This is a genomic window from Acetobacter garciniae (assembly GCF_017377735.1).
Lineage (GTDB): Bacteria > Pseudomonadota > Alphaproteobacteria > Acetobacterales > Acetobacteraceae > Acetobacter > Acetobacter garciniae.
In genome coordinates this window covers 25,717-46,676 of the sequence record NZ_JAFVMH010000001.1, presented here as the reverse complement: position 1 = coordinate 46,676, position 20,960 = coordinate 25,717, and the positions used below count along the sequence as shown (strand labels likewise).

The window sequence follows — 20,960 nt, the reverse complement described above, 5'->3', positions numbered from 1 at the left end:
CTGCCCGACCGTATGGAAAAGAGGCATCCTTAACGCAGCGCGAGCGTTCTGCCTTCAAGAGCACGTGATGGGCGTGGTCATAAACATCATCCAAAGGCCACGAACATGGGGCGCGTAAGCAACAAGGTTGCGTTCGTCAGCGGGGCTGCCTCGGGAATAGGCAAGGCGGCCGCCTGTCTTCTGGCGCGGGAGGGGGCTGCCGTCGTCATTGGCGATGTCGACGAAAAGGACGGGCAGGAGGTTATTGCCGAAATCGAAGGACGGGGTGGGAAAGCCCTTTTCGTCACGCTGGACGTGCAGAAGGAAGAGGACTGGCAGGTCGCGATAGAGACAACGCTGCGTCATTTCGGTCGGCTCGACATCGCGGTGAACAATGCGGGGATCGTGTATGACGGCACGGTCGAGAGCACGAGCCTGGAAGACTGGCAGCGTGTGCAGTCCATCAATCTCGATGGCGTGTTTCTTGGAACGAAATACGCCATCGCCGCCATTTGCAGGCATGGGGATGGCGGGTCCATCATCAACCTTTCCTCCATCGGGGGGCTGGTCGGCATTGCCACGCGCGCCGCCTACAATGCCAGCAAGGGCGGGATCAGGCTGCTGACGAAATCATGCGCCCTGCACTGTGCGCAGGCGGGTTATAAAATCCGCGTCAATTCGCTCCATCCGGGCTATATCTGGACACAGATGGTCGAGGACCTGACCAGGGACGACGACCCTGCCCGCCAGAAAGTGATTGACCAGCACCCGCTGGGGCATCTGGGCTCGGTCGATGATGCAGCCTACGGAATTCTCTATCTGGCCAGCGACGAATCGAAATTCATGACCGGGAGCGAACTGGTGATCGATGGCGGCTACACGGCCCAGTAAGCCTTGCCCGATGCCTGTTTCGTCATGGAGCGGGATCATTTTTCCCGGTCCCGCCAGCGCGCTGCCTTGGGTGACGAGCCGCCTGACTTTCGTTTCAGTTTTTCAACCTTGTCATCCCCGTCAGGAACAGGGCACGGAGCGGCCCTGCATTCACGGCAATGCTAATCACTTGCATTACGGCGCAGCCGCCACCAGATGTGAGTGCGAGACGGGGGTTGCCAAACCTCACTATTGCGAATAATTATCATTTGTGATTAAAGACTCCACAGCTCCACGACGATCGAGGCCTTGTCCATGGTTGTATGTTCCTGCAATCGCCTGACGCATACCGATATCGAAAACGCCGTAGCCGATGGGGCAACCCGCCCGAAAGATATTTACGCCAAACGGGGCTGCAAGGCCCAGTGCGGCAACTGCGTGCAAGGTGTCGTGTGCCTGCTGCGTGAGGCCCGCAAGAAACACCTCCAGACGGCTGGCATCCTCGCCCAGCAGGTCACTGCCGCACCGCAGCCCGTCGCGCTGACCGCCTGACAGCGCGGGCCATTCGGCCTGCCTTTTGGGCTTGGAGCCTGTCGGAGTCGCCCTGCCTGTATGGATATCGCCACAGGGCCGATGCTTTTCTTCCCTGTATCGGCAAAAGGGTTCCGAGCGCCGGAATTGCACGGGGCGCGCGTTCCCTACAGGCCTGAACAGGCGGGAACAAACCCCGTAAAAAAGATCATCTTGCGCGAAAGATGCGGGTCTGGCACGGCTTGGGCATGAGCGGACATATTCTTGTACTCGGCGCAGGAGCGTGGGGCACGGCCCTGGCATTGCACGCGGCCCGCACGGGTGCGCGGGTGCAGGTCTGGGCGCGCACGGCATGCCCCCTGCCCTCCGGCGCGATGCCGAAACTGCCGGACTTTCCCCTTCCCGCTTCGGTCCATGTCAGTTCCACCCCACCTGTCGGGTCCTTTGACTGCGCGCTGGTGGCCATACCCACCCAGCATCTGGCCACGGTCCTCCCCCTTGTGCCGCAGGGCGTTCCGACAATTCTGTGCTGCAAGGGGATAGAGCGCGGCACCCTGGCCTTTCCGCTCGACATTCTGGCACGCATACGCCCCGATCTGGCGGGGGCGGTCCTGTCGGGGCCCAATTTCGCCAGTGAAGTGGCACGCGGCCTGCCGGCGGCGGCTGTTATCGCGGCTGGCGATCGCGCGCGCGCGGCCATGCTGGCGGACAGGCTCGCCACCCCCACGTTCAGGCTGTATGCCAGCCATGACTGTGCGGGCGTGCAGCTTGGGGGTGCCGCCAAGAACGTCATGGCCGTGGCTGCGGGCATTACCATAGGCGCGGGGCTGGGCGAGAACGCGCGCGCCGCCCTGATTACCCGCGGCCTTGCGGAAATGACACGGCTGGCCCTGGCACTGGGCGCGCAGGCCGCCACACTGGCCGGCCTTTCGGGGCTTGGCGACCTGCTGCTGACCTGCACGGGCAATGCGTCGCGCAATTATCAGATGGGGCTGGCCCTGGGCCGGGGCACCGCCACGCAGGACGCCATGGCGGCCCTGCCCGGCGTTGCGGAAGGTGTAACCACCGCCGAGGCCTTGCTGACACTGGCGCGCCAGCACGGGGTGGATGCCCCGATTACCGAATGTATCGCAGCTTTTCTGGAAGGGCGGCTGACACTGGCACAGGCCCAGGCGCGCCTGCTCGCCCGCCCGCTGAAAAGCGAGATCGACCCCGCCAAGGTGCCCTGACACGCGGCCCGACGTTTTTTCACCCCGGCTGTTTTTGCCCCCCGCTATCCCGGCAGGGCCACCCGCATGGGCGGGATGGTGGCATCCTTATCGCCGCAGGAATGCTCCCGCCCCCCTTGCATGCTTTCGGCCAGCCACCATTTTTAAAAGAAGGCGGGCATAGGGAACCCCGCCACCATAAAACCAATCAAGGAAGGCCGGGACCCATGACCAAAGCAAACGCCGCTGAAATTCATGTCAAGGAATATCTGGGCACGCCCACGGATTTGAACGCCGACAAAGTCAAGGCCGTCGCCACCGGGCTGACGCAGGTGCTGGCCGATGTTTTCGCACTTTATATCAAGACCAAGAATTTCCACTGGCATATGAGCGGACGCCATTTCCGCGACTACCACCTGCTGCTGGATGAGCAGAGCCAGCAGATTTTCGCCATGACCGACCCCATGGCCGAACGTGCCCGCAAAATTGGCGGCACGACGCTGCATTCGGTGGGGGAAATCTCCCGCATGACGAAAATCCTCGATAATGACGCGCTTTACGTCACACCTGAGGACATGCTGGCCGAATTGCGGGATGACAACCAGACACTGGTGCAACGCCTGCGCGCCGTGCATGCCCTGTGTGAAGACGCAAACGACGTGGCCACGGCAAGCCTGATCGAAGTGTGGATCGATGAAGGCGAACGCCGCACGTGGTTCCTGTTCGAAAGCACAAGACCCGTCTTCGGCCGTAACGACTGAACATTACCCCGGCCCTGCACGGGCCCTGTTCAGCAGGCGGGCGTTCCAGCGCCCGCCTGTTTTTTATTATGGCCCCCAATGCAGGCTGACCAGCCCCGCCCGATGGCAGTCCGTCCGGGCTACGCGGCAGCAGGCAGGCCGGGCTGCACGCACCGCGTGGCAATTCCCCGCCTGCCGCACAGGACTTTCAGGACGTGATGCTGACCTGCAAGCTTGGCAGGCCGTCAATGGCTGCGACAAGCTTGTCACCCGGCCCGACCTTGCCCACCGCGCGGGGCGTGCCGGTATAGATCAGATCCCCGGCGGCGACCTCGAACGCTGTGGACAGATGGGCGATGATTTCGGCCGGGCTCCAGATCATGTCGTTCAACTGCCCGTCCGATGCGGTAACGCCGTTGACCTCCAGATGGATCCGCCCGGTTGGCGGGTGGCCGAGCGTGGCTGCAGGCACGATGGTGCCGCAGGGTGCGGCATGGTCGAACGACTTTCCCGCCTCCCATGGCTGGCGTTTTTCCTGCGCCTGATTCTGCAAATCGCGGCGCGTCATGTCCAGGCCCACGGCATAGCCGTAAACATGATCGAGCGCCTGGGACGCGGGAATGTTCATGCCACCCGATTTCATGGCCAGCACAAGTTCGATCTCGTGCTCGTAATCATGGGTCAGGGTGGGGTACGGAATGGTGGCCCCGTTCTGGACCAGCATGTCGCGCGCTTTCTGGAAGAAAAACGGCGGCTCACGCGTGTCGTGGTTCAGTTCCTTGATATGGGCAAGGTAATTACGCCCCACGCAATAGATCCTGCGCACCGGGAACACACCATGTTCCCCCGCCACCGGCAGGGTGGGAACAGGAAGGGGCGGAATGACCAGCTCCGGCGTGGGCGCACATGCGGCGGAGCGGGGGGCGGCTGACGCACCGATCCGGGTGGACGCCATGGCCAGACCGGCAAGGCCCGCCACGCGCAGGCCGGAGGAAAGAAAGAGACGACGTGCAGGCATGACACGATCCTTCAGGCTGCCTGCGCCGTGCTGGACCTTCGCCACCCCGGAACAAGCGCCTGTTTATTGTTGCTTATTCCAAAAACACTACGCAGCAGCCAGCCGTTTTATCAATTAAATCCCGCGCCCGGCCGTCCGCAATTATTTGTGATAACAACAGGCATGGGCAGAGGCACCCGCCCGGACAAGCCCCGGCACATGGGCCCTGGCGGTGCGGGCTGCCTCCCGCCCCATGGCCTCTCAGGGCAGCCCGTCAGATCTTTTCGTTCCGCCCGAGTGGCGCTGAAAGATGCTTGGCCACCGCCAGCAGCACCGCTGTCAGGGGGGATGCGAACACAAACCCCCATATGCCCAGGAACGCGCCAAAAATGGTCTGGGACAGAATGGTGAGTGCGGGCGGCATGCTGACCGCGCGTTTCTGGATGAAGGGGGAAAGCACGTAACCTTCGAACGCCTGGACGGCGGCGTAGAACCCACCCACCATAAGGGCTTCACGCGGGCTGATGGACAACGCCACCAGCAAGGCCGGGGTCGCCCCTATGAACGTGCCCAGATACGGCACGAAATTGGCGGTGCCCGCCAGAAAACCCAGCGGCATGGCCAGCGGCATGCCCAGAAGGGACAGCCCGCCCCATGTCAGCAGGCCGATCAGGGTCATGTCCAGCATCTGCCCCGCCACCCAGGCAGAAAGCGTATGGGCCGCGGTCAGCAGCACCGTATGCATGACGGAGCGATAGGCCACCGGCGTGACCCGCAAGACGCCATTGGCATAGAGATGGGGCGACAGCGCGAAATACACCCCGGCGATGATAATCACCACCACCGTGCCGACGGACCCGAAGGTAGAGGTCAGCACATTGGTCATGGACCCGGCAAAATCCATGCTGCTGGACCCGCTATTGCCACTGCCCGCCGCGCCGTCCGGCCCCTGGTTGCCACCCAGCACCTTGGGCAGGTGGTCGAGAATGGCATGGCCGAGCGGTTCTGTGTTCAGGGTTGCGTGCAGGGCGTCACGCTCGGTCTTGAGGGCGACATGCAGGTGCGCCACCTGGCCCATCAGTTCCGGGCCGGACACATGGACCACCAGCACCGCCCCCACCACAAGCCCCATGACGAGCATGAGCACCGACGCCCATTGCGGCCCCCGCGTCACGCGCGAGATGATACGCGCCGCCCCGTGCAGGCAGACCGCCACCAGGATGGAGGCGAACACCACCATGACCACCCCGCCCCCCGAACTGATGAACAGCACGGAGGCCACCACGGTCACGATCAGCACCGTGAGCCGGTAAAAGCGCTTCGCCAGCGCCTCGATATCCCGCATGGTGGCTGCCAGATCGCCGATCTGTGCGGTATCGGGCCCCGGCACACCCCCAGGGGTGGCCCCAAAGGGGGCTCCCGCTGCACTTGGCGGGGCGTCGCCGTCCTCCGCACTGGCAGCTTGGGCGGGGTCGTCCCCTACGTCGTAGCCCCGGGAAACGTCACGCATGGAATGTCCTTCTTTCTGCCCGTTACGCGTGCCGGTTCCGCACTTTTGCCGATGCGCGGCGCACAAGCCCGTGGTACAATGCCGTTCTATTCCGTTGTGGGGGAAAACGCGGGGCCCGGCATCCCTTATTCACGCAACACATACCTGCACCCTGGTCTTGCAACACATTCTTGCACCTGACTAAAACACCACGATATAGCATAGGTCCGATCAGGCCCGGCGGCCCCGCTCGCGGGGATGTGTTCGCCCGGCACACACAGCAAGATGGAAGATCGTTGTCTGAACCGCTTTCCAGTCGCCGCCCAGCGCTGCGTATGACGCGTCCCGACAAATCCGCCCGACCGCTGGATATGGCCAATCCGTGCCTGCATGGCCGCAAGCGCCGGTGTGGCCGACCGACATCCCACGATACGGAAGAACTGGACCAGTACCTGCTGGAAATCGCGGCCGGGCTGTTCGTACAGCACGGCTATGCCGGGACCTCCATCGACCAGATCGCGCGCAAGGCCTCGGCCAGCAAGCAGACACTCTACCGCCGCTACCCCTCCAAGGAAGCGCTGTTCGTCGCGGTTATCATGGACCTGACCAGTTCGCTGCTCCAGGCCATGGCGGATATATCGCTCAAGGACCCGCTGGAGGAACTGCGCCAGATCAGCTTCCTGAAGCTGGAATTCAGCCTGCGCCCCGAAGCGCTGGGCATCTACCGCATCCTGATCTCGGACGGGCACCGCCATCCGTCCCTGCTGCGCCAGGTGGTGGAAGCCATAGGCGAGCCGTTTCACAATGCGTTTATCCGCCTTTTGCGCGCGGCCGAGGAACAGGGACAGATCGAACCCGGCCATGCGGATGACACGACCGCCCGCCTGCTGACCGGCATGATCACCGGCTGGCCGAAGGATAACAGCCTGTTCGGGGAAGAAACGCTGGAAACATGCGCTGACCGGGTGGCCTATTTCGACCGCGCTTGGAGTTTTTTCCTACGCGCGGTAGGCGGCAAGCCCCGCACTGCGGACACGCCGCCAGGCTGACCCTGCCACGCCCGGGCATATGGCCTTTCGGCCCCCGAGCAAGGGGCTTGGGCTTGGGCTTTCAGGCAGCGCCCTCCGCCGGCCGGAAATCCAGTGCCAGGCCGTTGATACAATAGCGCTCACCCGTGGGGGGCGGGCCGTCGGGGAAGACATGCCCCAGATGGCCGCCGCAGGCCGCGCAATGGGCTTCCGTGCGCACCATGCCGTGGCGTGTGTCACGCGCTGTGGCCACCGCCCCCGGTTCCGCCGCCCAGAAAGACGGCCAGCCGCTGCCGCTGTCATATTTGGTGGCAGAGCGGAACAGCAATGCGCCGCATCCCGCACAATGATACGCACCTTCGCGTTTTTCGTGGTTCAGCGGGCTGGAGCCAGGATATTCCGTGCCGTGTTCACGCAATATCCGTTCCTGCTCGGGGGTAAGTGGTGCGCGCGGCCCGCATCCGGCGGGGGAGCAACTGGTGTTCATGGGTTTCTGCCTCATGCTGGTGGCCATGGCCCGCCACCGGCCCATGGCACAGCAGGCTGGGCCGACCCTTGCTTTGCTACAAACAGCATTAAGCCCGTTCCGGTTCCGTTTGAACAGGCCTATCATGCCCGCCATGCCCCTGCCCCGTGTCGTCCCCACCCAATGCGCCGCCCCCTGCCCCGACCTGTGCCCGAAACCGTGCCCTGACCCGTGTCCGGCTGGGGCAATGCGGGCATGACGCTGGTCGACCTTGTGGTCATGGCCGCCTACCTGGCTGGCATGCCCGCCCTCTCGCTTGTTCTGGCCGGTCGTTCGCCTTCGGCCCATGCCTACCTGGAAGGGCACAAAGACCTGCCATGGTGGGCGCTATGCCTTTCCCTGGTCGCGACCGAGACATCGACCCTGACCCTGATCAGCGTGCCCGGTGTGGCCTATGGCAGCGGCATGGTGTTCAGCGGGCTGGCCCTGGGCTACCTGCTGGGCCGCGCCATTGTGGCATGGCGGTTCCTGCCCCTGTACCAGCAGGGGCGGATGCTCAGCGCCTATGACTGGCTTGGCCAGCGTTTCGGCCCCGGGCTGCAACGCGCGGCGTCGGGCACGTTCCTGATCACACGGCTGCTGGCCGAAGCGGTGCGGCTGTTCGCGGGCATGCTGCCGCTGGCCGCCATTCTGGACGCCATGCACGTGAATGTGCCCAAAGCCGCAGTGCTGTGCACCATCATGGGGGTGACGCTGCTTTACACATTGCGTGGCGGGCTGCGCGCGGTTGTCTGGTCGGACAGTATCCAGTTCGTGCTGTACCTGCTGGGTGCGGGCATTTGCGCGGCCCTGCTGTGGCACGCCGCCCCCGCCAACACGCTGGCCCTGCTGGGGGCGGCGGGAAAATTCCAGCTTTTCACCCACCACACCCCGCCCTTTACCAGCGCCTTCACGCCCCTTGCGGCCATAGGGGGCGGGGCCGTGCTGTCCCTGGCGTCACACGGGACCGACCAGCTTATGGTCCAGCGCGTTCTGGCCGCGCGCAGCCTGCGCGATGCCCGGCTGGCCCTGATGGGCAGCGCCGTGGGGGCGGGCCTATTGTTCACGCTGCTCTCGGGCGTTGGGGTGCTGCTCTGGGTGCATCATGGCGGGGTATCCGCGCAGGCCGCGGGGTTCAGCACGCCGGATGCGATTTTCCCCGCCTATATCGCGCAGGACCTGCCCGCCGGGCTGCGCGGGTTGCTGGTGGCGGGTATTCTCGCCGCCACCATGGGCTCGCTCTCCTCCACCCTGTCGGCCATGACGGCCGCCACGGTGGGTGATTTCGCGGCCCCCTGCCGGGCTTTTGCTGCGCGGTTGAATATCTCCGCGCTGCGCTTTGCGCAGCTTGTCACTGTTGTCTGGGCCGCAGGACTATGCGTGTGTGCCGGGCTGTTTGCGCAGGGCAGCCAGTCCGTGATCATGCTCGGGCTTTCCATTGCCGCCTGCGGCTATGGGCCCATACTGGGCAGCTTTGTCGCGGGCATGCTCATACCCCGCCTGAATCAGGCCGATCTGCTGCCCGCCTTCTGCCTGAGCGTGCCGCTGATGCTGCTGGCCATGCAGATGTTGCACCCGTACGGAAAACCGCTGGCCTTCGCCTGGCTGATCGTGCTGGGCATGGCAACCCTGTTCGCGCTGGCCCTGACAGGTTATGCCATAAGGCAGACACGCCATGCCCCCCGCTGACGGAGCCCCCGCTTTATCGATGACGCAGCCCCCCGCCCGAACTGAAACGCTGGACCCCCGCTACGACAGCCTGGACCTGTGGCCGACCGGCACTGTGCTGTCCGCCCTGCTGGAAAGCCAGTTAGATGCCGCAGCCAGCGTCAAGGCAGCCCTGCCGCAGCTTGAAGCCGCCATTGCCGCAGCCCTGCCCCGCCTGGAACGGGGCGGGCGTCTGTTCTATGTGGGCGCGGGCACGTCCGGACGGATCGGGTTGCAGGACGGGGTGGAGCTTATCCCCACCTATGGCTGGCCGCGCGCGCGCCTTGTCCTGATGCTGGCCGGTGGCGATGCCGCCCTGTTCAGCCCCGTGGAAGGGGCGGAGGATGACGAGGCCGAAGCCACGCGCGCCATGGCCGCCCACACCCCCACGCCCAACGACGTGGTCATCGGCGTGGCGGCCAGCGGGGGCACGCCTTATACCTGCGCGGCCCTTGCCTGCGCCCGCGCGCAGGGCAGCCTTGTGATCGGCCTGTCATGCAGCCCCGACACCCGCCTGTTGGCTGAAAGCGACTGCCCGGTCCTGACCCTGACGGGGGCGGAGGTCGTGGCGGGCTCCACCCGCATGAAGGCGGGCACGGCCCAGAAAATTGCGCTCAACCTGCTCTCCACCACGTTGATGATCCGGCTTGGCCATACGTGGCGGGGCCAGATGGTGGACATGCGCATTGTCAACGCCAAGCTGGTGGCGCGGGCCCAGCGCATGGTGCGCCACCTGAGCGGATGCACCCAGGACCAGGCCGTGGCCGCATTGCGGGATGCGAGCGGCAGCATCAAGCTGGCGATCCTGCTGCGCCACGGGCTGGATGCGCCACAGGCCCGCGCGCTGCTGGAACTGTGCGGCGGCCACCTGCGCGCGGCCCTGGACAGGCTGGCAGCGCGGAATACCGTGCCCACCGCCCCAAAGCCTGAAGCATGACCGCCAGCCCCACCGACCCCACTGGCCCGGGCCACGCATCGGGCACCGGTAGCGCCATTAACGCCGGCCCGGGCGTGGACATGGGCACCAAAGCCAGTTCCAGCACGGGTGCGGCGACCAGCACCCCGAATGGCGCCCCCAGTGACGTCACCAGTGGCACCCCCGATAGCACCGTTCCCGACACCATTCTGGCCATCGATGGCGGGGGCACCCATACGCGCGCCGTGCTGCTGACGCGCGATGCCGGCGTGCTGGCCCATGCCAGCGGGCCGGGCTGCAACCCGTTCGACCGACCGGAATGGGCGCAGAACCTGCACGACCTGCTGCACCGCATGCGCCACCCTGCCCTGCAAGCCGCGACACTGGGCATGGCTGGCTATGACGCGGCACGCCCATCCTCCGCCGAGCAGGAACAGGTCGCCCGCGCGGGTCTTGCAGCACCCGTGGGCGGGGCTATCCGGTTGTGGCTGGAAAACGATGTGGAAACCGCGCATCGCGCCGCGTTCGGTGGCGGGGCGGGGGTTTTCGTGCTGGCGGGCACGGGGTCTGTGGCCATGGCGCGCGGGGCCGGGGGGCAGATTGCCCGTGTCGGCGGGTGGGGCTGGCTGCTGGGCGATGAAGGGGGCGGATACTGGATCGGCCGCAAGGCCCTTGGGCATGTCACGCGTTTTCTCGACGGGGCCGCACGCCGCGAAGCTGCGTTCGCCACCGCCCTTTTGCACCGGCTGGGCCTGCCTGCAACGGGCGATAACGCGGCTGACGCGCTGCGCGAATGGGTGCGGACCCGTGCGCACCCCCGTTCGGCCATGGCGGCACTGGCCCATGTGGTGGACGATCTGGCCCATGCGGGCGACATGCAGGCCACCGCCCTGCTGCAACGCGCGGGCACCCACCTGGCCCGGCAGGCCCGGCTGGCGGCAAGCCGTGTCACCCCCACCACCGGACATATGCCGGAACATACACCCGTTGTGTGGAGTTATGGGGGCAGCGTGATGAACAGCCTGACCGTGCGCCACACCGTAGCCGAGCATTTGGGTGCGGCCCCCCTTCCCCCCGCCCTGCCCCCGCTGGGAGGGGCCGCCCTGCGTTCGGCCGAACTGGCAGGCTGGGCATGGGACGAAACCTGCCGGGCCCGGCTTGGCAACGCGCTGGCGCGTATTTTCCCCGCAGATGGACAAACCAACGCATGACCCGATCCCCTGCCCCACCGCATGCCGCCTGCACGCCCTTGCCGCCCCCCGGGCCCGCATCCCGCGCGCGGGGGCAGCACCGTTCGGGGCAAGCCCGGCGGGATTTGCCCTGCCCCACGCGACCGGGGCTGCGGGGCTGCTGGCGGGCGCTGCTCATGACGGCGTTGCTTGTGGCGGGGGCTGGCACACAGGCACACGCCCAGAGCACGGCCCCTACGCCCGAAAATACGGACGCGCCCAAAACTGCTTTCCTTATCAATTCTTTTACGCAACCATCCCCCCTGCCCGCCCCCGCTGTCCTGCATGCGGATGGCGCGTCCTTCACCTTGGCCGACAACATCGCCATCGACTGGCTCAGCCCGCAGACCCCTGCACTGGCCCAGGCGGTTGCGCGGTTTGAACACAGGCTGGAGACACTGGCCGGCCGCCCGCTGACATTCACCCAGGCCGCCAGGGATACACCCGGCTTTACGCTGCATATCGGTTACGAAAAAAACGCGCCCTTCCCCAGCCCCGCCATGCGCGAAGGCTACAAACTGCGCGTAGCACCCGATGGTATTACGCTGAATGCGCAGGAACCCGTAGGCGTTCTGCGGGGGCTTGTAACCGTCTTGCAGCTTGTCCGGCAGGGAAGTGACGGGCCGATCATGGCACAGGCCAGCGTCGAGGACGCACCCCGCTTTGCATGGCGCGGGCTGATGCTCGATGTCAGCCGCCATTTCATGAGCATGCCCGCCCTCCTGCGCCAGCTCGACGCCATGGAACTGGTCAAGCTTGATGTTCTGCACATTCATTTTTCAGATGGCGCGGCCTTTCGCGTGCAAAGCAGGCGCTACCCGCTGTTGCAGGATATCGGCAGCCACGGCCAATTCTATACCCAGGACCAGATCCGCGACCTTGTAGCGCAGGCCGCTTTACGGGGTATTCGCATCGTGCCGGAATTCGACACGCCGGGCCATACATTCGCGCTTTTGCAGGCCTATCCGCGCTACGCCGCCATCCTGCCCCTGAACACGACCGACCGGGCGGAGATCAACCGCGCGGCACTGGACCCCACCAAGCCCGAGACACTGGCTTTCGTGAACGCGCTTTATACGGAAATGGCCGCCCTGTTCCCCGACCCGGTCTTTCATATCGGGGGGGATGAGGTCGTGGCCCGCCAGTGGCTGCAGGCCCCTGCCATCGTGGCCTATATGAAAAGCCACGCCTTGGCGACACCCGCCGACCTGCAAGCCGCCTTTACCCGCCAGGTGGCCCGCTTCCTGCACGCCCACGGCAAGACCGTGATGGGGTGGGATGAAGTACTGGCGGCCGACACCCCGCCCGACACCATTATAGAAAGCTGGCGCGGCCCCGCCCATACCGCCCAGGCCACGCAGCAGGGCCACCCCACCGTGGTGTCGGGCCCGTATTACCTGGACCGGCTTCTGCCCGCGCAAGCCTATTACGACACCGATCCGTTCGACACCCGCAAGGACGCATCCGAAGCCCAGGCCGCCGCCCAGACCACGGGGCCGGGTGGCACCATCGCCGCCCCGCCGCCGGACAAGGCAGACGATGCCCCCGTGTCCCCCCTGTCGGACGAGCAGAAAAGCCATGTCCTGGGGGCCGAAACCGCCCTGTGGGCCGAAGTGGTGTCCGAAGACATGCTTGATGCGCGGCTGTGGCCCCGTGCCGCCGCCCTGGCCGAACGGTTCTGGTCGGCCCCCGCGCGGTGCGAGAGTGCGACACTCGCCCCCCGGCTTGCCATCCTGCGCGACGAACTGGACGTGCTGGGCCTGCACGCGGCATCGGGCCCGGCGCGCATGCTGGCCCGCCTGGCCCCCGGCCAGACGGAGGCCGCCGCCGTACTGTTCGATGTGGTTTCCCCCGTCAGGAACTATGCGCATAACCACGAGTTCCTGCAGATCCGGCACAAGCAGCAGGCGATGCTCCAGGCATTGGGAACACCGGCCGATATCGCCAGCCCCGACAGCTTCACCGCCGATGCGTTCAATGCGGAGGCCGCCGCCTATACCCAGGGCATGATGGAACTCAAGCCCGACCTGGAACGCTCCCTGACCCTGTGGGCCAATAACGATGCCGCCTTCATGCGCGATGCCGCCCATAACCCCGCCCTGGCCGAAGCCATACCCGCCTCCGCCGAACTGGCGGCACTGGCGCGCGCGGGGCTTGCCGCACTGGGTGTGGAGCGCACGCCCGGCTGGCGCGAAAATGCGCGCGAAACGCTGGACCATGCGCGGGCCGAAATCGCGGCCTCGGCCAGCATCCATGTCGTGACCAACGCGACGCAACCACCCGGCGACCTGATCCAGCGCATCGTCCCCGGCGTGGCCCAGCTTGTCGAACAGGCCGAACGCTAGAAGCCGGTTCCTGGTCCTATCACGCCGGCTCCCTGGCCGGTCTTTCGGGTGAGCAAAGGTTGCCATGACAGATTTGGGACGTGAAAGTTTCAGTTGCGATGTGGCCAACCGAATTTGGGACTGGTCCACCCGAAATGATCATTTGCAACACACCGTCGGTACCAGACCGTTCAAGGAGTACGTGGCCTGGAAAATTCCCCTCGGATTACCCGGGCTTGACTGCACATACGCCAATCGCGCAGCACTGTATTTTTGCGCGGAACGCATGGTTTCAAAAATGATGACTATATCAAGAATTTTTCATAAATATAATTCCTTGAATCGCGTTTACAGCCTCATGACTTATCCTAATATGCTGGGGTCGGAAGTTGGAATTTGCTTTTCGGACTGCACATGGCAAAAATTGCTTTACAGAAATATAAACACTGAAAATTATATCGAAAAGACGGAGCGACAGGAACGATCTCTTCACACAGATTTCGGCCTATCCGCTCCTGATTTTTTCTCCACATTGTCTTTCCGCCACTGGATCGAGGACCGGGACGAGCATATCTCGTTCCAGGGCGGATTCCATATAATATGGAAAGACATTTAAAAATAAATCAATTTTCCAAATAGAAAAATCCGCGGCTTTTACCGGGTCTGGTCTGACGGATCGGTCGTACACAGATCCCACGGGACGAAGGCGCCGTCCACCCGGCGGGAGGTCACGCCGTAGGTTTGCCGCACCATGGCATCCGTCAGGTGGGCGGGGGCAAGCTGGTGCAGGATATGGCCGTCCTTCATCATGATCAGCGTGTCGCAAAAGCGGGTGGCCAGCAGCAGGTCATGCAGCACGACCACCACGCAGCGCCCGCTGGCCGCAAGCCCCGCGAACACCCCCATGACAGCCAGGGCATGGGCCGGGTCCAGTGCCGCCACCGGTTCGTCTGCCAGCAGGATGGGGGTTTGCATGGCCAGGGCACGCGCCAGCATCAGCCGCGCGCGCTCCCCGCCTGAAAGCTGGTTGGCCAGGCGGTGGGCCAGCCCGGTCAGGCCGACCTTGTCCAGCGCCTGGGTCACCGCCAGGTGGTGCAGGGCTTGGGCCGGGCTTTCGCCGTAGGGCAGCCTGCCCAATGACGCCACCTCGCGCACGGGCATAGGGGGCAGGGTCGGCATGTCCTGGGGCATATAGGCCAGGTGCCGCGCGCGCCGCGCCAGCGTCATGCCGGCAAGCCCTTCCCCCATGCACGATACCTGACCGGCACCCGGTGCAAGCAGGCCTGCCGCAATACGCAGCAACGTGCTTTTGCCTGCGCCATTGGGCCCGATAATGCCCGTGACCCGGCTTGCGGGAAAAGCCGCACTTACATGCGAGAGCAGGGGCGTGCCACCGACCGCGTAGGAAATATCGTCCGCCATCAGCATCAGAGCATGTTCCGTTTTCTGAACAGGATAACCCGGTGGAAAAATACCGGGGCACCCACCAGCGCCGTGACAACGCCCAGATGCAGTTCCGCCTGGCTGGCCAGCAGCCGCACGCCCAGATCGGCCGCCAGCAACAAGGCAGCCCCCCCAAGGCAGGCGGGCAGCAACAGGCGCGATGGCCGGTGCCCAGCCAGCGGCCGCAGCAGATGGGGCACCACCAGCCCCACAAACCCGATCGCCCCGGAAACCGCAACACACGACCCCACGGCAATGGAGGTGCCAAGGACCACGCGCATCTGCACGCCCGAAGCCCCGCCCAGCCTGAAGCCGAGGCTGGTTGCAACGTCTTCCCCCATGGTCAGCGCGTCCAGCGCGCGGCCGGTGCCGAACATGAGCGCCATGCCCACCCCCACGCCGGGCAGGGCCAGGGCGGCATCGGTCATGGTGCGATCGGTCAGCGAGCCCATCAGCCAGTGCGAAATTTCAAAAATCGCATAGGGGCTGGGCACCAGGTTGAGCACCAGTGCGGTCAGCGCCGCGGCAAAACTGCTTAACGCCGCCCCGGCCAGCAGCAGCACAAGCGGGCCGCCGCGCCCCACCAGCACGACAAGGACAAGGGCCGCCACCAGCGCGCCCACCAACCCGCCAAGGGGCAGCAGCGGGGCCGCAAGCTGGAACAGTCCCGTATAGAACACGCAGACAGCACCCAGGGCGGCACCGCCGGATACGCCCAGCAGGCCGGGATCGGCCAGGGGGTTGCGCAGGTAACCTTGCAGCACGGCGCCGCAAAGCCCCAGCGTGCCGCCCACCATAAGGGCCAGCACCGTGCGCGGCAGGCGAAGCTGGCCCAGCACGATAGCCCCGACACTCGGCTTGCCACCCAGCCAGTCGGCCAGGGCCGCGGGAATATCGAGCGTGCTTTCCCCCCATAGCAGCGACGCCACCGCCAGCAGCGCCACCACCACGGCCAGGCCGCCATTGAGCAATGCGGGTGGCACGGGTTTGAAAGATGCGCGCGTCATGGTGCGGTGATCTCCCGGGTCGGAGCGGTGGGGGGCGCGATGGGAGGCGCGATGGGAGGCGCAGTGAGGGAAGCAATGGGGGGCTGGGCGCTGGCGGTCAGTGCATCGCGGGCATGGCGCAGGATGGCCAGCGCGTCCAGCGTCTGTGGCAGGGCGCACAGCCAGAGCTTTTGCGGCACGTCCACCACATGCGGCGGGGGGAAGGCGGCCAGCAGAACGGGGTTTTCCAGCATGCCCTGCGCCAGCGAATAACCCGGCCCCGACGGGTTGCGCACCAGCAGCTCCGGCCGGTGGTTCAGCAGCACTTCCAGCGGCACACGCCCGCTGGCGGATGGCAGGGCCATGACTGTTGCGAAATTGCGCAGCCCTGCGCGCATGAGCACGTCATCCAGCAGGCTGCCCCTATGCACGACAAGCCCATTGGCTTCGTAAATGACGGCAACCGGGTCCGATGGCGTGGGCGCCCGCGCCAGTTCCGCCAGACGCGCGGCAAAGGCCGCAGCCAGGGCCTGGCCCCGTTCGGGGTGGCCCACAGCCCGCGCCACCAGCATGATCTGGCGCCCGACATCCGCCAGGGAGGATGCGGGCGGCAAGGTCGTCACGTTCGCACCGACCTGCCTTGCCGCACTGACCGCAAGCCTGGCCGTGAAATCGCCCGCAAGTACCACGCCCGGCCGGGCGGCTAGAACGCTCTCGGCGGTGGTGGGTAACACCGGCACCGCGCGGGCCCGTTCGCACAGGACAGACAATGTGCAGTCCCGCGCCAGCGCGCTCAGCCCGACAATATCGGCCCGATCGGCCAGCATCAGGACCAGTTGATCGGTACACAGGTTAAGGGAGGCAACACGGCGGCGGCCCGCACCCTGCCCCGCCCCGCCGGAACCGGGCACCACCTGAACCGAAGGGGGCTGAACAGGCGCGACACCGGGTCCGGACACCGCCCCGACCATGGGGGCCGGAACAGGCAGGCCTTGCGCATTGGCCCGCGCATGGCCTGCCACGCCCAGGGCCAATGGCAGGGCCAGCAGCAACCCGCCCCCCACGGCACAAAGCCCGCCCAGAACGCCCCGCCCCGATGGCCCAAGCCCTGGCGCGACCGGTGCCCGAACAGCGCGAGCACAAACGGATGGGGGCGAAAGGAGGGCTCGGGCAGAACCGGGCCGGGCCTGCCCACTTGCCGCGTCTGGCCTGGACGCGTCTGGCCCGGAAAGGCTGCGGCCTGTCGCCCTTATCGCGGCGCGAGGTGACAGGCCGCACACCATCAGTAGCTGAGCGTTACGCCGCCATAGCCCGCGCGGCCTGGCTGCAGGTAGCCCACCGGGTTTTCATACTGGCGGTTGAGCAGGTTGTCCGCCCGGGCGTACACGCTCACATAGCGGTTGATCTTGTAATTGGCGGCAAGGTCGATCGTCATGTAGCCATGGCCCTTGGCGCAGGTGCTGCAATACCCGCTTGCCCCGGCAATGACGGGTGTGTCGCGCCAGCCACTGACATACAGGATATTGCCCGAAAGCGTGAAATCCTGAACCGGGGACCACGTGGTGTTGAAGTTGAACTTGTGCTGGGGAATACGCTGCAACATCTGCCCCGTGCTGGCGTCGCGCGCATGGGTCCAGGTGTAGTTGAGGTTGAAATCCAGCGTCTTGAGCGCCTTCCAGTCTAGGAACGCCTCCACCCCGTACATGCGCGCGCGGGCCACGTTGGCGTAGGAATAGGTGGAGTAATAATAGCCGCTGCTGGACACGTCATAGGCGGTGGTGGACTGGATCAGGTTGCGTTCATGGCTTTCATACCATGTTGCGCCAAAATGCAGGCGGTCCGCAGCCAGTTTCTGCTCGATCCCGACGTCATAGCCGATCAGGCGTTCGGCCCGCAGGGCCCTGTTGCCCAGTTCGGCATAGCTGGGGCCGATCTGGTTGCCGAACAACTGGTACAGCGACGGGCCATGGAACCCCGTGCCGCCACTGGCCTTGATTACCGTGCCCGTGCCCGGCACATGGATGGAAGGAGCCACGCGCCATGTCAGGTAATTGCCGTAGCGGGAATTGGCGTCGTAGCGGATATTGGCAGCTCCATACAGGATATGGTTCCAGTTGCCCTGGTACTGCCCGTACCCCGCCGTTGTATCCATGCCCACACTGGTGCTGAACGGGGTTGCGGTGCCCGACGTATCGCCCTGGTTGGAACTGAACCATTCATGAAAATGCTCGGCCCCCACAAGAAGCGTTCCGTAGGTCTTGAGATCCACCGTGCCGTGCCAGTCCACCTTGATCCGGCTTGAACGGTAATAGGTGGGGTCCCATGCCAGGGGACCGCCATCCACGTCGGTCCCGGCTTCGGTCCAGCTACGCCGCGTGGTCATGTAGCCCAGGCCAAGAACCTGGTCGAACCTGCCCCCGAACGAGGAAAGATGCGCCGTGCCGCGCACAATGGCTTCGTTCTGCGTGGTTTTTTCGCTTTCCGTCCCGGCCATGCCGTATACCTCGTCCATGAGGTCATAGGCATTGTAGGTATGGTAATTGCTCTGGACCAGCCGGGTTGTCAGGCCAAGGTCGAAATGATCGGTCACGTCGTAGCCCAGGCGGATATTGGCCGAGCGGTTGTCGTTGCGATCGCCCTGGCGGCGCTGCGCGCGGGTCGCGCCGAAATAGCGGTCGATATAGGCCGGAACGCCATGGAAACCATCCAGCCGGTAATGCGAGAGTTCGACATTGTAGTGGAACCGCCCCGCACTGCCGCGCGCCCCGATAACCTGGTTGAACGTGCCGTAAGATCCCCCTTCGATCCGCACGAAAGGCGTGAACCGCCCCTGCCCCCGTGCTGTGGTGATGTCGATCACGCCCGCCATCGCATCCGCCCCGTACAGCCCGCTTTGGGGGCCGCGCAGGATTTCCATCCGCCCGACGCCATCGGTCACGAACTGGGCGGCGTCGAACATGCCGTTGGGCTGGCTGCCGTCATTGATGTCCATGCCGTCAAGGCGGACCTTGATTTCGTTCGAATTGTTGCCGCGCATGAAAATGGAGGTCGTGCCCCCGAAACCACCGGTCTGCACGACATTCAGCCCCGGCTGGCGTGCCAGGATATCGGCAAAGCTGCGCCGCTGCTGTGTCTGGATCTGTTCTTCGGTGATGACGGTTATGGCCGTGCCGATTTCATCCACGCCGATCGGCCTGCGCGCGGCACTTACGGTCATGCTCTCGGGTGACACATCGGTATTGCGCGACAGCACGGGCAGCGCCGCCGCGGCACCGGACGGCGGCACGGCGGGGGCATGCGCTGCAAGTGTGGATGGCGTGGGCGCTGTGGGCCGGGTGTTGGCAACACCCGGCCGCGCGGGGGTGGCTGGCCCCGCCGGCGCGGCTTTCGGGGCCGCGATGGTGCGGGCATTCTGTCCGGCGGATGAAGTAGCGGAAGCAGCGTGGGCCACGCCGCAATCCAGTGCGAGAACGGAACCGGTCAACAGAAACAAACGAAACGTCATGATAGGGCAGCCGCAAGACAGAGCGTCGCCACGAGACCTGGCGGGCGATCCTGCGCGCGCCATCGCACCTGCACGCGCTACGCGATCCCTGACCCGACCTGCCGACACCCCCCGACCGACATGCCCCGTTTGCAACTCCATATGATGGCAGGTCTCCTGGCTTGCGGTTTGGCGTTCCACCACCCCTTCCCGGAAAGTGCCTTCCAGTGGGTCCGCTGCGTTGAACAGCGGAGAAACGTGGAACATGCCGCTTACAGTTGCGGGGACAGCCCGGGCATGGGGCGAAAGCCGCCCGCACCCGGTTCCCTTTTCATTCCCTGACGGGAAACCATCATGCGATGGTGCTTTATAGGCTGGCGCCAGCCTGTGCAAGGGTCAAAGCCGGGATGCAGCCCCCTTCGGCCATTGCCGGAACGCCACGGCAAAGCTAACGCTGGATAGGCTGCCCGCACCGCAAGACCGGTCCTGCCACACACCCCGACACCAGCCCGACACAGGCGAGGAGAGACATCCTTCATGGCTTCCAACCGCTATTATTCCGGGCCCCCGAGCGATCATTTCGACGGCCAGCGTTTTTTCAACCCCGGCCAGGACCGCAAGGGGCATTCCCTGCGCGATATCTGGCAGTGGAAGCGTACCGCCAAACCCGCGAAATGGCCGCAGCACGTCCCCCTGGCCCCCGCAGTGCCCGAAAAGCGGGTGGAGGGCATACGGATCACCATGGTGGGCCATGCTTCCCTGCTGGTTCAGGTCGCAGGGCTGAATATCCTGACCGACCCTGTCTGGTCCAAGCGCGCGAGCCCGTTCACCTTCATCGGCCCCAGGCGGGTCACGCCACCGGGCATTGCCTTTCACACCCTGCCGCCGATCGATGCGGTACTGGTAAGCCATAACCATTACGACCATCTCGACACCGCTACGCTCAAGCGGCTGCATGCGGAGCACGCGCCCCTGATCGTCACGCCGCTGGGCAACGATACGATTATCCGCAAGGCCGTGCCGGGCGCGCGGGTCCAGACCCGCGACTGGGGCGAAAGCCTGGACGTGGGCAATGCCACCATAACGCTGACCCCCGCCAACCACTGGTCCGCCCGGGGCCTGCGGGACCGGCGCATGGCGCTATGGTCCGGGTTCTGGCTGCAAACGCCCAAGGGCCAAATCGGCTTTGCGGGTGATACGGGGTATGGCGAGGGCGCGATTTTCCGCGACCTGCACGCACGCTACGGCGCGCCGGATGTCGCCCTTATTCCCATCGGGGCTTACGAACCCCGCTCGTTCATGGCGACCCAGCACGTAAACCCCGTGGAGGCCGTGCGTATTTTCCGCGATATCGGGGCCCGGCAGGCGCTGGGAATCCATTGGGGAACATTCCAGTTGACCGACGAAGCCCGCACCGCCCCCTGTGCAGACCTGCATGCGGCCCTGCTGGCGGCAGACATTGCCCCCGACCGCTTCGTGCCCGCCGAACCGGGTGGTGTGTATGACTTTCCCTGACCCCTGCCA

General features: G+C 65.2%; 18 protein-coding genes and 1 riboswitch. Of the genes, 11 read left to right on the top strand and 7 right to left on the bottom strand.

What is annotated here, in order from left to right; all coding sequences use genetic code 11:
* Positions 1-105: 105 nt before the first annotated feature.
* The 4 genes from J2D77_RS00200 (at position 106) to J2D77_RS00185 (ending at position 3,349) form a co-directional block, all read left to right on the top strand.
* Entirely contained in the window at positions 106-870 is a 765-nt protein-coding gene (locus tag J2D77_RS00200) for a glucose 1-dehydrogenase (RefSeq protein WP_207843953.1), read from the top strand.
* A 294-nt stretch (positions 871-1,164) separates the two neighbouring features.
* The gene (locus J2D77_RS00195; protein WP_207843951.1) at positions 1,165-1,401 is read left to right on the top strand and encodes a (2Fe-2S)-binding protein; all 237 of its coding nucleotides are present in this window, start codon (positions 1,165-1,167) and stop codon (positions 1,399-1,401) included.
* A gap of 227 nt (positions 1,402-1,628) precedes the next feature.
* Positions 1,629-2,609, top strand: a complete 981-nt coding sequence (locus J2D77_RS00190; protein WP_207843948.1) for an NAD(P)H-dependent glycerol-3-phosphate dehydrogenase — start codon at positions 1,629-1,631, stop codon at positions 2,607-2,609.
* A gap of 206 nt (positions 2,610-2,815) precedes the next feature.
* Positions 2,816-3,349: a Dps family protein gene (locus J2D77_RS00185; RefSeq protein WP_207843946.1), complete on the top strand. Its 534-nt coding sequence runs from the start codon at positions 2,816-2,818 to the stop codon at positions 3,347-3,349.
* A 187-nt stretch (positions 3,350-3,536) separates the two neighbouring features.
* On the opposite strand, the gene J2D77_RS00180 is transcribed toward J2D77_RS00185, so the two are convergent.
* Positions 3,537-4,346: a fumarylacetoacetate hydrolase family protein gene (locus J2D77_RS00180; protein ID WP_230975372.1), complete on the bottom strand. Its 810-nt coding sequence runs from the start codon at positions 4,344-4,346 to the stop codon at positions 3,537-3,539.
* A 253-nt stretch (positions 4,347-4,599) separates the two neighbouring features.
* Complete coding sequence (locus tag J2D77_RS00175; protein ID WP_207843944.1) at positions 4,600-5,835, bottom strand: AI-2E family transporter; 1,236 nt, start codon at positions 5,833-5,835, stop codon at positions 4,600-4,602.
* Positions 5,836-6,149: 314 nt separating this feature from the next.
* Between J2D77_RS00175 and J2D77_RS00170 the strand changes: the two genes are divergently transcribed.
* Positions 6,150-6,863 carry a TetR/AcrR family transcriptional regulator gene (locus J2D77_RS00170; protein ID WP_207843943.1) on the top strand — a complete coding sequence of 238 codons (714 nt, stop codon included), beginning with the start codon at positions 6,150-6,152 and terminating at the stop codon, positions 6,861-6,863.
* A gap of 61 nt (positions 6,864-6,924) precedes the next feature.
* Here the strand turns inward: J2D77_RS00170 and msrB are convergent, their stop codons facing one another.
* Positions 6,925-7,344: a peptide-methionine (R)-S-oxide reductase MsrB gene (gene msrB / locus J2D77_RS00165; protein WP_230975371.1), complete on the bottom strand. Its 420-nt coding sequence runs from the start codon at positions 7,342-7,344 to the stop codon at positions 6,925-6,927.
* A gap of 219 nt (positions 7,345-7,563) precedes the next feature.
* Between msrB and J2D77_RS00160 the strand changes: the two genes are divergently transcribed.
* The 5 genes from J2D77_RS00160 (at position 7,564) to J2D77_RS17585 (ending at position 14,139) form a co-directional block, all read left to right on the top strand.
* The gene (locus J2D77_RS00160; RefSeq protein WP_207843941.1) at positions 7,564-9,036 is read left to right on the top strand and encodes a sodium:solute symporter; all 1,473 of its coding nucleotides are present in this window, start codon (positions 7,564-7,566) and stop codon (positions 9,034-9,036) included.
* A 19-nt stretch (positions 9,037-9,055) separates the two neighbouring features.
* Positions 9,056-9,991, top strand: coding sequence for an N-acetylmuramic acid 6-phosphate etherase (locus J2D77_RS00155; RefSeq protein ID WP_207843939.1), 936 nt, complete (start codon positions 9,056-9,058; stop codon positions 9,989-9,991).
* Complete coding sequence (locus J2D77_RS00150) at positions 9,988-11,181, top strand: BadF/BadG/BcrA/BcrD ATPase family protein (RefSeq protein ID WP_230975370.1); 1,194 nt, start codon at positions 9,988-9,990, stop codon at positions 11,179-11,181. Before J2D77_RS00155 ends, J2D77_RS00150 begins: the two co-directional genes overlap by 4 nt.
* Positions 11,178-13,544 (top strand): beta-N-acetylhexosaminidase, encoded by a 2,367-nt coding sequence (locus J2D77_RS00145; protein WP_230975369.1) that lies wholly within the window; start codon positions 11,178-11,180, stop codon positions 13,542-13,544. Before J2D77_RS00150 ends, J2D77_RS00145 begins: the two co-directional genes overlap by 4 nt.
* 64 nt (positions 13,545-13,608) lie before the next feature.
* Positions 13,609-14,139: a DUF3916 domain-containing protein gene (locus J2D77_RS17585; protein WP_207843937.1), complete on the top strand. Its 531-nt coding sequence runs from the start codon at positions 13,609-13,611 to the stop codon at positions 14,137-14,139.
* A 38-nt stretch (positions 14,140-14,177) separates the two neighbouring features.
* On the opposite strand, the gene J2D77_RS00135 is transcribed toward J2D77_RS17585, so the two are convergent.
* The 4 genes from J2D77_RS00135 to J2D77_RS00120 all read right to left on the bottom strand — a co-directional run bounded on the left by J2D77_RS00135 (position 14,178) and on the right by J2D77_RS00120 (position 19,457).
* Positions 14,178-14,951 (bottom strand): ABC transporter ATP-binding protein, encoded by a 774-nt coding sequence (locus J2D77_RS00135; RefSeq protein WP_207843935.1) that lies wholly within the window; start codon positions 14,949-14,951, stop codon positions 14,178-14,180.
* Positions 14,951-15,973: a FecCD family ABC transporter permease gene (locus J2D77_RS00130; RefSeq protein ID WP_207843933.1), complete on the bottom strand. Its 1,023-nt coding sequence runs from the start codon at positions 15,971-15,973 to the stop codon at positions 14,951-14,953. Before J2D77_RS00130 ends, J2D77_RS00135 begins: the two co-directional genes overlap by 1 nt.
* On the bottom strand, positions 15,970-17,016 hold the full coding sequence (locus J2D77_RS00125) for an ABC transporter substrate-binding protein (RefSeq protein WP_331000030.1): 1,047 nt from the start codon (positions 17,014-17,016) through the stop codon (positions 15,970-15,972). The genes J2D77_RS00130 and J2D77_RS00125 overlap by 4 nt, the downstream gene beginning before the upstream one ends.
* A gap of 218 nt (positions 17,017-17,234) precedes the next feature.
* Positions 17,235-19,457, bottom strand: coding sequence for a TonB-dependent receptor plug domain-containing protein (locus J2D77_RS00120; RefSeq protein ID WP_207843931.1), 2,223 nt, complete (start codon positions 19,455-19,457; stop codon positions 17,235-17,237).
* 129 nt (positions 19,458-19,586) lie between these two features.
* Positions 19,587-19,805, bottom strand: a riboswitch (cobalamin riboswitch).
* Between the two features lie 168 nt (positions 19,806-19,973).
* Here J2D77_RS00120 and J2D77_RS00115 point away from each other — a divergent pair.
* A complete protein-coding gene (locus J2D77_RS00115) occupies positions 19,974-20,951 on the top strand; it encodes an MBL fold metallo-hydrolase (RefSeq protein WP_207843929.1) in 978 nt (325 codons plus the stop codon).
* The last annotated feature ends 9 nt before the right edge of the window (positions 20,952-20,960 follow it).

Coding starts and splice junctions, on each gene's coding strand:
- J2D77_RS00120 (WP_207843931.1), bottom strand. CDS start 19,457: ATGACGTTTCGTTTGTTTCTGTTGACCGGTTCCGTTCTCGCACTGGAT.
- J2D77_RS00130 (WP_207843933.1), bottom strand. CDS start 15,973: ATGACGCGCGCATCTTTCAAACCCGTGCCACCCGCATTGCTCAATGGC.
- J2D77_RS00155 (WP_207843939.1), top strand. CDS start 9,056: ATGACGCAGCCCCCCGCCCGAACTGAAACGCTGGACCCCCGCTACGAC.
- J2D77_RS00160 (WP_207843941.1), top strand. CDS start 7,564: ATGACGCTGGTCGACCTTGTGGTCATGGCCGCCTACCTGGCTGGCATG.
- msrB (WP_230975371.1), bottom strand. CDS start 7,344: ATGAGGCAGAAACCCATGAACACCAGTTGCTCCCCCGCCGGATGCGGG.
- J2D77_RS00175 (WP_207843944.1), bottom strand. CDS start 5,835: ATGCGTGACGTTTCCCGGGGCTACGACGTAGGGGACGACCCCGCCCAA.
- J2D77_RS00185 (WP_207843946.1), top strand. CDS start 2,816: ATGACCAAAGCAAACGCCGCTGAAATTCATGTCAAGGAATATCTGGGC.
- J2D77_RS00180 (WP_230975372.1), bottom strand. CDS start 4,346: ATGCCTGCACGTCGTCTCTTTCTTTCCTCCGGCCTGCGCGTGGCGGGC.
- J2D77_RS00190 (WP_207843948.1), top strand. CDS start 1,629: ATGAGCGGACATATTCTTGTACTCGGCGCAGGAGCGTGGGGCACGGCC.
- J2D77_RS00170 (WP_207843943.1), top strand. CDS start 6,150: ATGACGCGTCCCGACAAATCCGCCCGACCGCTGGATATGGCCAATCCG.
- J2D77_RS00135 (WP_207843935.1), bottom strand. CDS start 14,951: ATGCTGATGGCGGACGATATTTCCTACGCGGTCGGTGGCACGCCCCTG.
- J2D77_RS00115 (WP_207843929.1), top strand. CDS start 19,974: ATGGCTTCCAACCGCTATTATTCCGGGCCCCCGAGCGATCATTTCGAC.
- J2D77_RS00150 (WP_230975370.1), top strand. CDS start 9,988: ATGACCGCCAGCCCCACCGACCCCACTGGCCCGGGCCACGCATCGGGC.
- J2D77_RS00145 (WP_230975369.1), top strand. CDS start 11,178: ATGACCCGATCCCCTGCCCCACCGCATGCCGCCTGCACGCCCTTGCCG.
- J2D77_RS00200 (WP_207843953.1), top strand. CDS start 106: ATGGGGCGCGTAAGCAACAAGGTTGCGTTCGTCAGCGGGGCTGCCTCG.
- J2D77_RS00195 (WP_207843951.1), top strand. CDS start 1,165: ATGGTTGTATGTTCCTGCAATCGCCTGACGCATACCGATATCGAAAAC.
- J2D77_RS17585 (WP_207843937.1), top strand. CDS start 13,609: ATGACAGATTTGGGACGTGAAAGTTTCAGTTGCGATGTGGCCAACCGA.